Source organism: Glycomyces sp. NPDC049804 (assembly GCF_040674615.1).
GTDB lineage: Bacteria > Actinomycetota > Actinomycetes > Mycobacteriales > Micromonosporaceae > Glycomyces > Glycomyces niveus.
Genome location: NZ_JBFAMQ010000008.1, coordinates 205,758 through 219,646, shown reverse-complemented (window position 1 = coordinate 219,646; position 13,889 = coordinate 205,758). Strand labels below are relative to the sequence as shown.

At 71.3% G+C, this 13,889-nt stretch carries 10 protein-coding genes and 1 tRNA gene; 6 read left to right on the top strand and 5 right to left on the bottom strand.

Features of this window, described 5'->3' with window-relative positions:
* Positions 1-35 precede the first annotated feature (35 nt).
* Both nhaA and AB0K52_RS15670 read left to right on the top strand, forming a co-directional pair.
* A complete protein-coding gene (gene nhaA / locus AB0K52_RS15675; RefSeq protein ID WP_363532015.1) occupies positions 36-1,484 on the top strand; it encodes a Na+/H+ antiporter NhaA in 1,449 nt (482 codons plus the stop codon).
* A 44-nt stretch (positions 1,485-1,528) separates the two neighbouring features.
* Positions 1,529-1,918 carry a DUF3151 domain-containing protein gene (locus tag AB0K52_RS15670; RefSeq protein ID WP_208498978.1) on the top strand — a complete coding sequence of 130 codons (390 nt, stop codon included), beginning with the start codon at positions 1,529-1,531 and terminating at the stop codon, positions 1,916-1,918.
* Positions 1,919-1,974: 56 nt separating this feature from the next.
* Here the strand turns inward: AB0K52_RS15670 and AB0K52_RS15665 are convergent, their stop codons facing one another.
* The 3 genes from AB0K52_RS15665 to AB0K52_RS15655 all read right to left on the bottom strand — a co-directional run bounded on the left by AB0K52_RS15665 (position 1,975) and on the right by AB0K52_RS15655 (position 5,338).
* The gene (locus tag AB0K52_RS15665) at positions 1,975-2,463 is read right to left on the bottom strand and encodes a Rieske (2Fe-2S) protein (protein WP_363532011.1); all 489 of its coding nucleotides are present in this window, start codon (positions 2,461-2,463) and stop codon (positions 1,975-1,977) included.
* A gap of 216 nt (positions 2,464-2,679) precedes the next feature.
* Positions 2,680-3,807: an acyl-CoA dehydrogenase family protein gene (locus AB0K52_RS15660; RefSeq protein ID WP_363532008.1), complete on the bottom strand. Its 1,128-nt coding sequence runs from the start codon at positions 3,805-3,807 to the stop codon at positions 2,680-2,682.
* 10 nt (positions 3,808-3,817) lie between these two features.
* Entirely contained in the window at positions 3,818-5,338 is a 1,521-nt protein-coding gene (locus tag AB0K52_RS15655) for an acyl-CoA carboxylase subunit beta (protein ID WP_363532006.1), read from the bottom strand.
* Between the two features lie 801 nt (positions 5,339-6,139).
* Between AB0K52_RS15655 and AB0K52_RS15650 the strand changes: the two genes are divergently transcribed.
* Positions 6,140-8,239 (top strand): acyltransferase family protein, encoded by a 2,100-nt coding sequence (locus AB0K52_RS15650; RefSeq protein WP_363532003.1) that lies wholly within the window; start codon positions 6,140-6,142, stop codon positions 8,237-8,239.
* 40 nt (positions 8,240-8,279) lie between these two features.
* Here AB0K52_RS15650 and deoD read toward each other — a convergent pair whose 3' ends face one another.
* A complete protein-coding gene (deoD, locus tag AB0K52_RS15645; protein ID WP_363532001.1) occupies positions 8,280-8,987 on the bottom strand; it encodes a purine-nucleoside phosphorylase in 708 nt (235 codons plus the stop codon).
* Between the two features lie 107 nt (positions 8,988-9,094).
* Here deoD and AB0K52_RS15640 point away from each other — a divergent pair.
* The 3 genes from AB0K52_RS15640 (at position 9,095) to AB0K52_RS15630 (ending at position 11,166) form a co-directional block, all read left to right on the top strand.
* Positions 9,095-9,185: transfer RNA gene (locus tag AB0K52_RS15640), tRNA-Ser, on the top strand.
* 140 nt (positions 9,186-9,325) lie between these two features.
* Complete coding sequence (locus AB0K52_RS15635; RefSeq protein ID WP_363531998.1) at positions 9,326-10,264, top strand: endonuclease/exonuclease/phosphatase family protein; 939 nt, start codon at positions 9,326-9,328, stop codon at positions 10,262-10,264.
* Between the two features lie 197 nt (positions 10,265-10,461).
* Positions 10,462-11,166, top strand: coding sequence for an ABC transporter ATP-binding protein (locus tag AB0K52_RS15630; protein ID WP_363532107.1), 705 nt, complete (start codon positions 10,462-10,464; stop codon positions 11,164-11,166).
* Positions 11,167-11,234: 68 nt separating this feature from the next.
* On the opposite strand, the gene AB0K52_RS15625 is transcribed toward AB0K52_RS15630, so the two are convergent.
* Complete coding sequence (locus AB0K52_RS15625; RefSeq protein WP_363531996.1) at positions 11,235-13,697, bottom strand: transglycosylase domain-containing protein; 2,463 nt, start codon at positions 13,695-13,697, stop codon at positions 11,235-11,237.
* Positions 13,698-13,889: the final 192 nt, after the last annotated feature.

Sequence of the window (13,889 nt, the reverse complement as noted above, 5' to 3'; positions counted from 1 at the left end):
GGCACAGCGTCTGATGCGTCGCTAGGCTTCCTCGCATGAACGAGTCGAAGGAACCCTGGAAGTCACCGATCTGGCGCTCCGAGCCCGCGTTCCTCTACTCGCGACGCCCCCTCGCCCGCTACGTGGGCCGCCCCGCCGCCGAGTTCCTCAAGATCGAACCGGCGGCGGGCGTCGTCCTCGTCGTCTGCGCGGTCGTGGCGATGCTGTGGGCGAACTCGCCCTGGGCCGACTCGTACGAGGCGGTCTGGGGCCTCGAGATCACGTTCCAGTTCGGGGACTTCGAGCTCCACCACTCGCTCCGGGACTGGATCAACGACGGGCTCATGGCGATCTTCTTCTTCGTGGTGGGCGTGGAGATCAAGAGCGAGATCGTCTCCGGGGAGCTGTCGAATCCGCGGAACGCGGTGCCGCCGATCGCGGCCGCGATCGGCGGCATGGTCGCCCCCGCGCTCATCTACACCGCGTTCAACGCCGGGGGCGAGGGCGCGGCGGGGTGGGGCATCCCCATGGCCACCGACATCGCCTTCGCCGTGGGCGTGCTCGCCTTGTTCGGCTCCCGGATCCCCTCGGCTGCAAGGATCTTCCTGCTCACCCTGGCGATCGTCGACGACCTCGGCGCCATCGCGGTCATCGCCGTGTTCTACACCGACGACCTCTCCATGGCCTGGCTCGCCGCCGCCGGGGCGCTCATCGCGCTCGCGATCGCGCTGCGGCTGCTGAACGTCTGGTCCGCCCCGATCTACCTCGTCATCGGCGTGGCGCTGTGGGTGGCCATGCTCGAATCGGGCGTGCACGCGACCATCGCGGGCGTCGTCATGGGCCTCATCATCTCCGCCAAGCCCCTCCTGGACCCGCGTCGGGCCCACGCGGAGGCGCAGGAGATGGCAAAGGACGGGCTGACGGCGGAGGAGACGGAGCGGCTGGTGAAGTTCGCGCGGGACGCGGTGCCGCCGACCGAGCGGATCCAGGCGCGCAACCACCAGTTCTCCTCGTTCGTCGTGCTCCCCCTCTTCGCCCTCGCCAACGCGGGCGTCGCCCTCTCCGGGGACCTGTTCGCCACCGCGCTCACCTCCACCGTGACGCTCGGGATCATCCTCGGCCTCGTCGTCGGCAAACTCGTCGGCATCACCGCCGTCACCTGGGGCGTCGTGAGACTCGGCTGGGGCCGGATGCCGACGGGCACGACCTGGCCGCTGCTGGCCGCGATCGCGATGGTCGCCGGCATCGGGTTCACGGTGGCGCTGTTCATCACCGAGCTGGCGTTCCGGGGCGGAGACGCGCAGCTGCTCACCGACGAGGGCAAGATCGGCGTGCTCTGCGCGTCGTTCATCGCGGCGCTGGTGGGCGCGCTGGCGGTGCATCTGGCCGCGCCGAAGAGCCCGCAGCCGGAGGAGTCCGAGGACGAGCGGGCTGTGGAGGGCGCGGCGAACGCAGGGTTAGGCTTGGCCGACTGCACGTTTCACAGCGACTCGACCCTAGAGTGAGATCCGACTTTTGGAGGGACGCCGCATTGGCTCCGCAGAATCTCATGTCCCAGCCTCCGGCGACGAAGCTGCCCGAGGACACCGAGGCCAGGAAGTTCCTCGACGAGCATTCGCCCGAGGACACGGTGCGGCGGTTCCCGTGGTTCTGCGCCGCGTGGGCGCGGCTGGCGAAGAACGCCCTGGAGTCGGGCGACGACGTCACCGCTTACGCGTTCGCCCGCACCGGGTACCACCGCGGCCTGGACCAGCTGCGCCGCAGCGGCTGGAAGGGCCACGGCCCGATCCCGTGGGACCACAAGCCGAACCGCGGCTTCTTGAAGTCGCTGCACCAGCTTTCGCGTGCGGCGGCGGCGATCGGGGAGGCCGACGAGGCCGCGCGCTGCGCCCAGTTCCTGCGCGACTCGGACCCGGCGGCGGCGGACGCCCTGACGTAGCGACGACGGAATCGGCCGGGAAGCGCGATGCTTCCCGGCCGATTTCGTATGCGCTGCTAAGCGAGGGCGATCTGTCCGTCTTCGACGGTGATCTCCACCGCGGGCAGGTTCCCCTCCGCGGGGCCCTGCTCGAGTTCGCCTTCGAGGGTCCAAGTGGACTGGTGGCGGGGGCAGATGATGTTGCCGTCGGCGTCGGGGGCCGCGACGATGGCGCCCTGGTGGGGGCAGACGGCCGAGAACGCGAGGAACTCGTCGGCGGTCGGCTGCACGATGACGGTCTCTTCGACGACGATGCCGCCGCCCACGGGGACGTCGGCGGTCGCGGCGATGCCGGTGCCGCCGGCCTCGCCGGTGGCACCGCCGTCAGCGGCGCTGGTGGACTCGGTGCCGGGGGTCTCGGTGTCGGGGGATTCGGCGGTGCCGCAGGCGGCGAGCGCGCCCGCCGCCCCGAGCCCCGCGAGGCCGCACATGACGCCGCGCCGGGAGGCGAGCGCCTTGGCGGGCGCCTGCTCGGCGAGATCCGTTCCGGCCTTGGTGTCGGTCATTCGAACTCCTTGCGCTGTGGGTGCGGCGCCCTTGATCGACCGCGGCGCGCCTGCCGGCCGCGGCGGTGCCGTTGCGGTGCCTGCAGGTCGCAACGTTAACGTTGGAATGCCGAGCTTGTCACGCCCCGCGGCCCGATATCAAGAGTTTTAGTTGAAGCTTCATCAAGTTCTCAGGAAGCTCCCAGACCCGCGCCGCACCCCGGCGCCCCGCCGCCGCTACAACCCCAGCGACCGCGCGATCAGCATGCGCTGCACCTCGTTCGTGCCCTCCCCGATCTCCAGCACCTTGCAGTCGCGCCACGCCCGCGCCACCGGCGTCTCGTTCATGAACCCGTACCCGCCGAAGATCTGCGTCGCGTCCCGCGCGTTCTCCACCGCCGCCTGCGACGCGTGCAGCTTCGCCAGCGCCGCGTCGGTGCCGAACGGCTCGCCCGCGTCGGCCTTCACCGCCGCGTCCTGCCACGCGAGGCGCGAGGTGTGGGCGCGCAGGCGCATGTCGGCGAGCATGAACGCGATGGCCTGGTTCTCCGCGATCGGCCGCCCGAACGCCTCCCGCTCCTTGGCGTGGACGAGGGCCTCGTCGAGGCAGCCCTGCGCGGAGCCGGTGGCGAGGGCGGCGAGGGCGACGCGTCCGGCGTCGAGCAGTTCGAGGAACTGGACGAAGCCGCGGCCGCGCTGGCCGACGAGGTTGGCCTCGGGGACGCGGCAGCCGTCGAAGTAGACGGGCCGGGTGTCTGAGGCGCGCCAGCCGACCTTGGAGTACTCGGGGCCGATCTCGAGTCCGGGGGTGCCGGGTTCGACGGCGATGCAGGAGACTTCGCCGGGCCCGGTCTGGGCGGTGGTGATGATGAGGTCGGTCATCTCGGTGCCGGCGTTGGTGATGAAGCATTTGGCGCCGTCGATGACCCATTCGCCGTTCTCGAGGCGGGCCTTGGTGTCGGTGTGGCCGGCGTCGGTGCCGCCGCCGGGTTCGGTGAGCGCGAAGGCGACGAGGCCTTGGCCGGCGGCGAGGCGCGGGAGCCATTTGGCCTGCTGCGCGGGCGTGCCGTAGCGGGCGATGCCTTCGGCGCCGAGGGTGACGGACGCTTCGACGGTGACGGCGACGGAGGCGTCGACGCGGGCGATCTCCTCGAGGGCGAGGCCGAGCATGAACAGGCCGGCGCCGGCGCCGCCGTGCTCTTCGGGGAGGGTGACGCCGAGGACGCCGAGTTTGCCCAGTTCGCGGACGAGGTCGGCGGGGAATTCGCCGCGTTCGTAGAAGTCGCCGATGACGGGCTTGATCTTGTCCTGGGCGAATTCGCGGACGGCGGCGGCGAATTCGGTCTGCTCGAGGTCGAGTTTCATGGCTGTGCTCCTACACCGGTGTGATCGGGTGCCTGCGGTCGGAAAACCGGCGTTCCTTGTGGGTGAGCCGGCGGTATCGGGCGATGAGGTCGTCGCGGAGGTGGGCGGGTTCGATGATGTCGTCGACGACGAGTTCGCCGGCGAGGCGGCGGAGGTCGACGTCGGCTTCGTATTCGGCGCGTTTGTCGGCGACGAAGCGTTCGCGTGCTTCGGGGTCGTCGATGTCGGCGATCTTGTTGGCGTACACGGCGTTGACGGCGGCTTCGGCGCCCATGACGGCGATGCGCGCGGTGGGGAGGGCGAGGACGGCGTCGGAGCCGAAGGCGGGTCCGGCCATGGCGTAGAGGCCGGCGCCGTAGGCCTTGCGGACGACGACGCAGAGTTTGGGGACGGTGGCTTCGGCGACGGCGGCGATCATCTTGGCGCCGTGGCGGATGATGCCGCCGTGTTCGACGGCGGAGCCGACCATGAAGCCGGGGACGTCGGCGAGGAACAGCAGCGGGACGTTGAAGGCGTCGCAGGTGGCGACGAAGCGGGCGGCCTTGTCGGCGGAGTCGGAGAAGAGGACGCCGCCGCGTACGGCGGAGTTGTTGGCGACGATGCCGACGGGTCGGCCGTCGAGGCGGGCGAACGCGGTGATGAGCTCGCCGGCCCAGCGGGCCTGCACTTCGAGGACGGAGCCTTGGTCGACGAGGCCGTCGACGAAGGCGTGCATGTCGAACGGCGCGGATTCGCTGGCGGGAACGGTCGCGGCGAGGTCGACGGGGAGCGGGGGGCGGGCGGCGCGCACGGGCGCGGGCTGGGTCCAGTTCGAGGGCAGGTAGGAGAGCCAGCGCCGGACGGAGGCGATCGCCTCGTCCTCGTTGCGGCACAGGAAGTGGCCGACGCCGGACTGCTCGCAGTGGACGCGGGCGCCGCCCATGTCCTCGAGGGTGGTCTTCTCGCCGGTGACCATCTCGACCATGCGGGGGCTGCCGAGGTACATGGAGGCGTTGCCGTCGACCATGGCGACGATGTCGCAGAACGCGGGGATGTAGGCGCCGCCGGCGGCGCTGGGGCCGAAGAGGGCGCAGGCCTGGGGGATGCGGCCGGAGGCGCGGACCTGCTCGTGGAAGATGCGTCCGGCGCCGCGGCGGCCGGGGAAGAGCTGGACCTGGTCGGTGATGCGGGCGCCGGCGGAGTCGACGAGGTAGACGATCGGGTGCTGCTCGAGCTGGGCGGCCTCGACGGTGCGGATGATCTTCTCGACGGTGCGGGCGCCCCAGGAGCCGGCTTTGACGGTGGAGTCGTTGGCGACGAGGCGGATGGGTCGGCCTTGGACGGTGGCGGTGCCGACGACGACGCCGTCGGCGGGCAGGGTGGGGTCGGGGTTGGCCCAGAGGCTGTCCTCACGGAAGGAGTCGGGGTCGCACAGGCGCCTGATGCGTTCGCGGGCGTGGTACTTGCCGGCCGCGGCTGCGGCCTGGTGGTACTTCTCGGCGCCGCCGCGCTCGATCCGCTCGCGTTCCGCCGGGTAGTCCCCGAATTCCACGGCACGGCCTCCTTGCCGGTGTCGTTCCCTTAACGATCGTTAAGGCAAGCATATTGTGTCCCGCCGATCCTCGCGTGTCAACGCATTCGCCGCACGACTCATTCAGTTGTCTCGCCGCTGGTGCGCGATGGGTTCGGGGTCGCGCGTGAACACCCGTTCTGCCCCGGAATCGCCGCGACCCGCCGCAATCCGCTCGCCTCCGGCCCGGCCCCGGGCCCGGCCCTCCGGCCCCGCCCGCGCCCGGCCCTCCAATCGCTGCGACCCGGCGCCCACGCCCGGCCCACCCGCTCCCCTCCGGCCCCGCCCCGAGCCTGGCCCTCGCGCTCGCCTCCGGCCCCCCCGCGCCCGGCCCTCCCGCCCGCTCGCCTCCGGCCGACCCGCGCCTGGCCCTCGAATCGCTGCGACCCGCCGACCGCGCCCGGCCCACCCGCTCCCCTCCGGCCCCGCCCCGGGCCTGGCCCTCCCGCTCGCCTCCAGTCCCGCCCGCGCGGCCCTCGCGCCCGCGGAATCGCCGCGACCCGCCGACCGCGCCCGGCCCTCCCGCTCCCCTCCGGCCCCGCCCCGGGCCTGGCCCTCCGGCCCCGCCCGCGCCCGGCCCTCCCGCTCGCGGAATCGCCGCGCCCCGTGCGGGCATCCGCCGCGAACCGCCGCACCCGCTTCCCGCCCGCGGCGCCCAGGCCCGCACCCGCCTCCCGCACGCGCCTCCCGTACGCGCCTCCCGTACGCGCCCTTCGCCTGTCGCGGCTACGCTCGGGGGACCACCGCCACGCGTGCCCCCGCGCGCCGCCACCCCGGAGTTCGATGAGCAGTCCCGCGAGCACCAGCGCCGCCCCGGCCACCGCTCCCGCACCCCCGGCCGCGAAGCCGCCGCGCCTGCGCGAGATCGACGGCCTCCGCGGCCTCGCCATCGTCGTGATCGCCGTCTACCACGTCTGGTTCGACCGCGTCTCCGGCGGCGTCGACGTGTTCCTGCTGCTCTCGGGCTTCTTCATCACCGCGAGCCTCCTGCGCTCCGTCGAGCGCACCGGCTCGGTCCGCCCGCTCGCGTTCGCGGCCCGCATCGTGCGCCGCATCTTTCCGCCCGCGCTCGTCGTCGCCGCGGCCGCCGTCCTCATGACCGCCCTCTGGCTCCCGCGCGCCACCTGGCACCAGCAGCTCGGTGACATCCTCGCCTCCGCCCTCTACTACGGCAACTGGAACCTCGCGCTCCACTCCGTGGACTACCTCTCCTCCAACAACGGCGCGAGCATCGTCCAGCACTACTGGTCCTTGGGCGTCCAAGCCCAGTTCTACGTCCTCTGGCCGATCCTCATCGCCCTCAGCGCTCGGCTCGCCGCCCGCGCCCGCTGGAGCCGCGCCCGCGTCCTCGCCGGCGCCCTCGCGCTCGTCTTCGCGGCCTCGTTCGCGTTCGCGCTGTGGGAGACCGCCGAGAACCAGGCGTTCGCGTACTTCGACCTGCGCGCCCGCCTGTGGCAGTTCGCGGCCGGCGGCCTCCTCGCCGTCGCCCTGCCGCGCCTGCGCGAGCGGTTCGCCGGACGCGACGCCTCAGGGCTGCGGTGGACGGCGGCCCTCCTCGGCTGGGCGGGCGTCGCCGTCCTCCTCGGCGCCGGGTTCGTGCTCGAGAGCACCCAGTTCCCCGGCCTCGCCGCCCTCTGGCCCGTCGGCGGCGCCTGCGCGGTCGTCGTCGCCGCCTCGCTCGGCCCCGGCGGCGGCGCCGGGCGGCTGCTGAACACGCGGCCCGTGCAGTGGCTCGGCGACCTCTCCTACACGCTCTACCTCTGGCACTGGCCGGTCCTGGTCTGCTATCTCACCGCGACCGGCCGCGACACCGCCACGCTCCTCGGCGGCCTCGGCATCCTCGCCGTCGCCACCGCGCTCGCGTGGGCGACCCGCTGGGCGCTCGAACTGCGGCTCCCCGCGACAGGTCTCGGCCAGCGGTCGGTGCGCGGCGCGTTCGCGCTCGGCGCGGCCGCCCTCGCGCTCGTGCTCGCCTCATACGGGGCGCTGACCGGGTACATCGCGTATGAGCGCGACCGACTCGCCGCGGCCGCCGCCGACACCGCCCTCTACCCGGGCGCGGCCGCGCTCGCGGCGGACCTCGACGTCCCCGAAGCCGACTTCGCGCCCTCCACACTGGACGCCGCCCAGGACTACGACCCGGCGCTCTCGGGCCGCTGCAACCAGACCATGGAAGGCTACGAGCCGATCCGGTGCGACTTCGCCGGAGGCGAACTGGTGCACAGTGGACAGGACGAGGCCGACGCCGAGGCCACGGTGGTCATGTACGGCGGCTCCAAGATCTGGCAGTGGCTCCCCGCGGTCCTCGCCGCCGCCGAGTCCCGGGACTGGCACGTCATCGCGTACACCAAGAACGCGTGCATCATCGAGACCGGCCAGGAGGCCCTCGGCGAGGAGCGGTACCGCTCCTGCGCCGCCTGGAACGACGCCGTCGTCGCCGAGATCGGCCGGCTCGCCCCCGACCTGGTCCTCACCTACGGCTCCCGCGTCGGCTACGAGGCCTACGAGACCTTCCCCGACTACACCGACCGGTACGAGCAGCTGCTCGCGACCGGCGCCGCCGTGGTCGCCCTGCGCGACACCCCGAGCCCTCGCTTCGACATCCCGCTGTGCGTGGACCTCAACGGCCCCAACGGGAACGAATGCACCGTCGACCGCGCCTCCTACTACGACGAGGGCGCGTTCGAGGCCCTGGAGGTCCCCGCGGGCGTCCGCAAGGCCGACCTCACCGACTACATCTGCGAGCCCGACGCCTGCCCGCCCGTGGTCGGCAACGTCCTCGTCTACCGCGACGACGCCCACCTCACCAACACGTACGCCGCGACCCTCGGCCCCTACCTCGAAGCCGAGCTCGCCGCCGCCCTCGACCCCGTCGCCGGGTAGCCGAAAGGCCCGGCCCGTGCGGGCCGGGCCTGCGGAAGCCTTACGAGGTGACGGCGTCCAGCGCGATTTCGACCATCTCTTCGAACGACTCCTGCCGGTCGGCGGCGGACAGCGCCGTGCCCTTGAGGATGTGGTCGGAGATGGTGCACAGCGCCAGCGCGCGCGCCTTGAACTTCGCGGCGAGCGTGTAGATGGCGGCGGCCTCCATCTCGATGGCGAGGATGCCGTAGTCGGCGAGCTTGGCCTCGACGTCGGGTGCGTCGGTGTAGAACGTGTCCGAGGAGTACAGCTGGCCGACGTGCAGGTTGATGCCGCGCGCGGCGGCGGTGTCCACGGCGCCGCGCAGGAGCCCGAAGTCGGCGACGGGGGCGTAGTCGACGACGCCGTCGAAGCGGATGCGGTTCATGGAGGAGTTGGTGGAGGCGCCGATCCCGGCGACGACGTCGCGCAGTTCGATGTCGTCGTGGATCGCGCCCGCCGAGCCCACGCGGACCACGGTCTTGACGCCGTAGACGTCGAGCAGCTCGTGCGTGTAGATCGACGCCGACGGCTGGCCCATCCCGGTGCCCTGCACGGACACGCGCTTGCCCTTGTAGGTGCCGGTGAAGCCGAACATGTTCCGGACCTCGGTGTAGCAGGTCGCGTCGGTGAGGAAGTGCTCGGCGATCCACTTCGCGCGCAGCGGGTCCCCGGGAAGGAGGACGCTCTCGGCGATGTCGCCCGGCTTGGCGGAGATGTGTGCAGTCATGACGCCAGCTTCTCATAAACATCCCATGAATTTGCGGCGACCGGCTGTGAGCTGGATCGCTGAACCCGGTCTCACGGGTGGGGCCGCGGTCCGGTAGTGTTCTCGGCGGTGGCGTGTCCGAGCGGCCGAAGGAGCTCGCCTCGAAAGCGAGTGTGCGGTAACCCCGCACCGTGGGTTCAAATCCCACCGCCACCGCCAACGTCGCGAATGCCGGGCTTGTGTACACAGGCCCGGCATTCGCCGTTTCTGGGCACGGGCGGCTAACCTGTCGGAACCGCGCCGCCCGCCGGCGGCGCGCCCGGCGCGACCGCGCCGCTCACACGGAGAAAGGCGGGCAGGTGAGCCGATCCTCGACGGCCGGAAAGCTCTTCAGCGGGACCCTCATCGTCCTCTCGCTGCTCCTCGCCGCGATCCTGCTCCTCCACCGGTTCATCCCCAACCGCTGGTTCAACCTCGGCAGCCTCATCGAGACGTTCCTGCCCTGGTTCGGCCTCGCCGTCCCCGTCTTCGTCGTCCTCGCCGCGATCCGGCGCCGGCCCCTCGCGATCGTGTGCGCGCTCCTGCCCGGCCTCGTCTGGTTCCAGATGTACGCCGCGCTCATCCCCGACAAGCACGTCGGCGGGGGCGACTTCCGCGTCGTCGCCCACAACGTCAACGCCGAGAACGCCGACACCGCGGGCACGGCCGCGAACCTCCTCGCCGCCGAACCGGACGTCCTCGTCCTCGTCGAGCTCACCGAGGAGCAGCGGTCCGCCTGGAGCGAGGTCCTCGACGAGCGGTACGAGTACTCGGTCTCCTACGGCACCGTCGCCCTCTGGTCCACCCACCCCGTCCTCGACTCCAACGAGGTCGACCTCGAACTCGGCTGGGCCCGGGCGTTCCGCGCCGCGATCGAGATCGACGGCGAGCCCGTCGCCTTCTACGTCGCGCACCTGCTCTCGGTCCGCGTCAACACCGAGGGGTTCACCTCCGTGCAGCGCAACGAGACCGCGCTCCTCCTCGGCGAGGCCATCGCCGACGAGCAGCTCGAGCGGGTCGTCCTCGCCGGGGACCTCAACGGCACCTCGCAGGACCGCGCCCTCGCGCCCATCACCTACCAGCTCCACTCGGCGCAGGCCGACGCCGGGAAGGGCTTCGGGTTCACCTGGCCCGCCGACACCCCGATGGCGCGGATCGACCAGGTCCTCTACCGCGGCCTCGAGGCCACCGGCTCGGACGTCATGAACGCGACCGCTTCCGACCACCGCCCCGTCATGGCCGACTTCGCGTTCTCGTAGGAACCCGCGCGCCCGCGTGCAACCACGCGCGGGCGTCCGGGCGTCTTGGAGACGTGACCGAAGACGACGCGACCATGATCCTGCCGACCGTCAGCGGCGGCGCCGCGGGCGGCCCCGCCGACGACACCGCGGTCTTCGCGCGCGTCAACGACCCCGCCGCTGCGGGCAAGCCCCTCATCGAGCTCGACGGGGTCGGCATGACCTATCCCGGCCCGCCGCCCGTCGAGGCCCTCAAGCCCGTGCACCTGCGCATCGACGAAGGCGAGTACGTCGCCATCGTCGGCCCCTCCGGCTCGGGCAAGTCCACCCTCCTGAACCTGCTCGGCCTCCTCGACGCCCCCACCGCCGGCACCTACCGGCTCGACGGCCGCGACACCTCCACCATGAAGGAGGCGCACCGCACTCAGCTGCGCGCCGAGAAGATCGGGTTCATCTTCCAGTCCTTCCACCTCATGGCCCACCGCACCGCGACCGAGAACGTCGCCATGTCCCTGGTCTACCAGGGGATCCCGAAGCGCAAGCGGCGCCAGATCGCCCGCGAGAAGCTCGAGCTCGTGGGCCTCTCCCACCGCCTCGACGCGCTCCCCACGACCCTCTCGGGCGGCGAGCGCCAGCGCGTCGCCATCGCCCGCGCCCTCGCGGCCGGGCCCAGCCTGCTGCTGTGCGACGAGCCCACCGGCAACCTCGACTCCAAGACCGCCGACTCCATCATGGCCACATTGGACGAACTGCACGCCGAGGGGCTGACGATCCTCATCATCACGCACGACCACGAGGTGGCCGAGCGCGCGCTGCGCGCCGTCACCATCCGCGACGGCCAACTGCGCGAAGGCAACCACCTCCACGACGACCACGCCGCCCCCGCGGCCGCGGGCACCCTCGTGATGCCCAAGGCCACCTGAGCCTTCCTTCCTCCCAAAAGGACTGCGGGCCCGCGCCGGAAGGCGCGGGCCCGCAGTTCGCTTGCGGCTCAGTCGCGGCCGGGCGGCGTCTCGCCGCCGGGACCGGGCGACTCGCCCTCGCCGGGCTCCTCCGCTTCCTTGTAGTCGGCCCCGTTCGAGACGAGGATGTACACGGGCGCGCCCTTCGGGGCCGAACCGGTCGGCGTGGTCGAGAACGCTTCGCCCTCTTTGCAGTCCGAGTCGTACTGGCCGCTGGCGATCGAGGCTTCGAACCCGGCGCCGGCGACGCGCGAGCGGGCGTCGTCGGGGTCCATGCAGTCGATCGACGGGATGGAGACGAGGTTCTTGCCGTTGACCATGTCGTTGGTGGGCTTGGGGAAGTTCGCCTCGTCGAGGCCGCTCACGGCGTCCTTGAGGATGGCGACTCCGGCGGACTTCACCGAGTCCTTCAACGAGGAGGTGGCGACGTTGCTGCGGTGCGTCGCGTCGGGGTCGCCGACGAACGTCGCGGTGGTGGCGTTCGGGGTCGAGCCGATGAACCAGTAGGACCGGTTCGAGTCGGCCGTGCCGGTCTTGCCGAACAGCGGCCGCCCGAAGTCGCCGGTGTACCTGGCGGCGGTGCCGGTGCCCGAGCACTGGGTGCCGTCGGCGTTCTGGCCCACGACGCAGCGTCCGGCGCTGACGGCCGCGTACGCGACCTCCTCGGGGAACGCCTGGTTGCATTGCGGCGCAGCGGCGTCGGGCAGTTCCTTCCCGTCGGAGCCGATCACCTTCATGACCGGGAGCGGCTCGCAGTGGAGGCCGCCGGCGGCGACCGTGGCGTACGACTCGGCCATCTCGAGCGGCGTCGTCGAGTGGAGGCCGAGGGTGAAGGTGCCCTGGGACTCGTCGATGGTGCCGTCCTCGTACGCCTTGTTCAGCGGCGAGTTGTAGAAGTCGACGCCGGAGGCGACGGCCGCCTCGTAGGCGGCGCTGACGCCGACCATCTCCTGGAGCCGCACGAACGCGGTGTTGGAGGAGCGGCCGAACATGCCCCACATGTTCAGCGGCGCCGAGGACCAGTTGCCGTCGTTCGTGGGGCACCAGTGCGCCCACTGCTCGCCGTCGCGCGAGAACGGCTGGCAGTCCGAGTCGGACTCGCTGAGCGAGGAGCCGCTCATGAGGTACTGGGAGGCGTACCTGCCCGGCGAGGGGATGCGGGTCTCCAGGGGATAGCCCTTGTCAAGGGCCGCAAGCATGGTGAACATCTTGAACGTCGAGCCGCCCGGGTAGCCGTTGACCTCCTCGCTGCCGCTGAGCAGCGGGATGGTCGTGGCCGGGTAGTTCGAGGGCCTGGAGTCGTCGCCGTCGCTGCGCGGACCGTTCTCGGTCTGGTCGAGGCTGTATTCGCGGTTGACGGCCATGGCCCGCACGTGCCCGGTGCCGGGCGTGATGGTGACCGAGCCGAGCGCTTCGGGGATGTCGACGCCGACCTCGTCGGCGAGCTTCTCGGTGGCCTTGTTCTGCAGTTCGGCGTCGAGGCTGGTGACGATCTTGAAGCCGCCGCGCTTGAGCAGGCTCATGCGGTCGCGCTCGGTCTCGCCGAAGGCCTCCTGGTTCCCCCACCACTCTTTGAAGTAGTCGCAGAAGAAGCCCCAGTTGGGGGTGGCGACGTCGACGCACTCGCTGCGGACCGGGCGCGGGTTCAGGCCGAGCGGCTGGGCCTTGGCCTCGTCGGCCTCGGCCTGGGTGAGCGTGCCCAGGCCCACCATGCGGTCGAGGATCCAGTTGCGGCGGTCCACGATCTGGCCGTCGTCGCCCTCGCCGTCGAGCAGGCCGTCGGCGTAGGAGGGGAACTTCGGCAGCGACGCGAGCGTCGCGGCCTCGGCCGCGGTGAGCTCGCTCGGCGGCTTGTTGAAGTACGTGTACGAGCCGGCGTGGACCCCGTAGGCCTGGTTGCCGAGGTAGATCACGTTCAGGTAGCCCTCGAGGATCTCCTCTTTGGACATCGTCTCTTCGATCCCCATGGCGTACCGGGCTTCTCGGAGCTTGCGCTCGTACGTGTCCTCGGACGCGGCGATGACTTCGTCGATGGTTGAAGCGGAGTAGATCAGGGTATTGCGTACGAACTGCATGGTGAGGGTCGACGCCCCCTGGGAGTCGCCGCCCTGGTTCGCCACGGCGGCCCGGATGATCCCGGCCCAGTCGACCCCGTTGTGCTCGTAGAACTTCGAGTCCTCGGCCGCCAGGAGCGCGTCGATCATGACCGGGGAGACCTCGTCGAGGGAGACCTCGCGCCGGTTCTCCTCGTAGAAGGAGGTGATCAGCGTCTCGCCATCGGAGGCGTACACATAGGTCGTCTGCGGCAGCGTGGGTTTGGTGAGTTCCGTCGGCAGCGACTCGAACGAGTCGACGCTGTTCTCGGCGACGAGGCCGCCCAGTCCGACGAGGGGGAAGGCGGCCGCGGCCGCGAGCACACCGGCGAGCACACCGCAGATCAGCAGCGCGATGCCGTCCCTCAGGGGACTCCGGTCGCGTTTCAAGGTCTCCACCGCCTCAGATTAGAACGAACGTCGGGAAGTGCGGCACGGCAGCATCCGTATGTGGATGGGGTGACTCGCATGCGAGGCGACATGTATGCCCGCGATTGATACGCCGCAATCCGAAAGGAGAGATGCGCTCGTATCGGAATCGTTATTATCGCGAACTGCCATCGCGTAATGAACCGTAGGGGTAAAGCCGTC

Coding starts and splice junctions, on each gene's coding strand:
- AB0K52_RS15630 (WP_363532107.1), top strand. CDS start 10,462: ATGACCTATCCCGGCCCGCCGCCCGTCGAGGCCCTCAAGCCCGTGCAC.
- nhaA (WP_363532015.1), top strand. CDS start 36: ATGAACGAGTCGAAGGAACCCTGGAAGTCACCGATCTGGCGCTCCGAG.
- AB0K52_RS15650 (WP_363532003.1), top strand. CDS start 6,140: ATGAGCAGTCCCGCGAGCACCAGCGCCGCCCCGGCCACCGCTCCCGCA.
- AB0K52_RS15665 (WP_363532011.1), bottom strand. CDS start 2,463: ATGACCGACACCAAGGCCGGAACGGATCTCGCCGAGCAGGCGCCCGCC.
- deoD (WP_363532001.1), bottom strand. CDS start 8,987: ATGACTGCACACATCTCCGCCAAGCCGGGCGACATCGCCGAGAGCGTC.
- AB0K52_RS15660 (WP_363532008.1), bottom strand. CDS start 3,807: ATGAAACTCGACCTCGAGCAGACCGAATTCGCCGCCGCCGTCCGCGAA.
- AB0K52_RS15670 (WP_208498978.1), top strand. CDS start 1,529: ATGTCCCAGCCTCCGGCGACGAAGCTGCCCGAGGACACCGAGGCCAGG.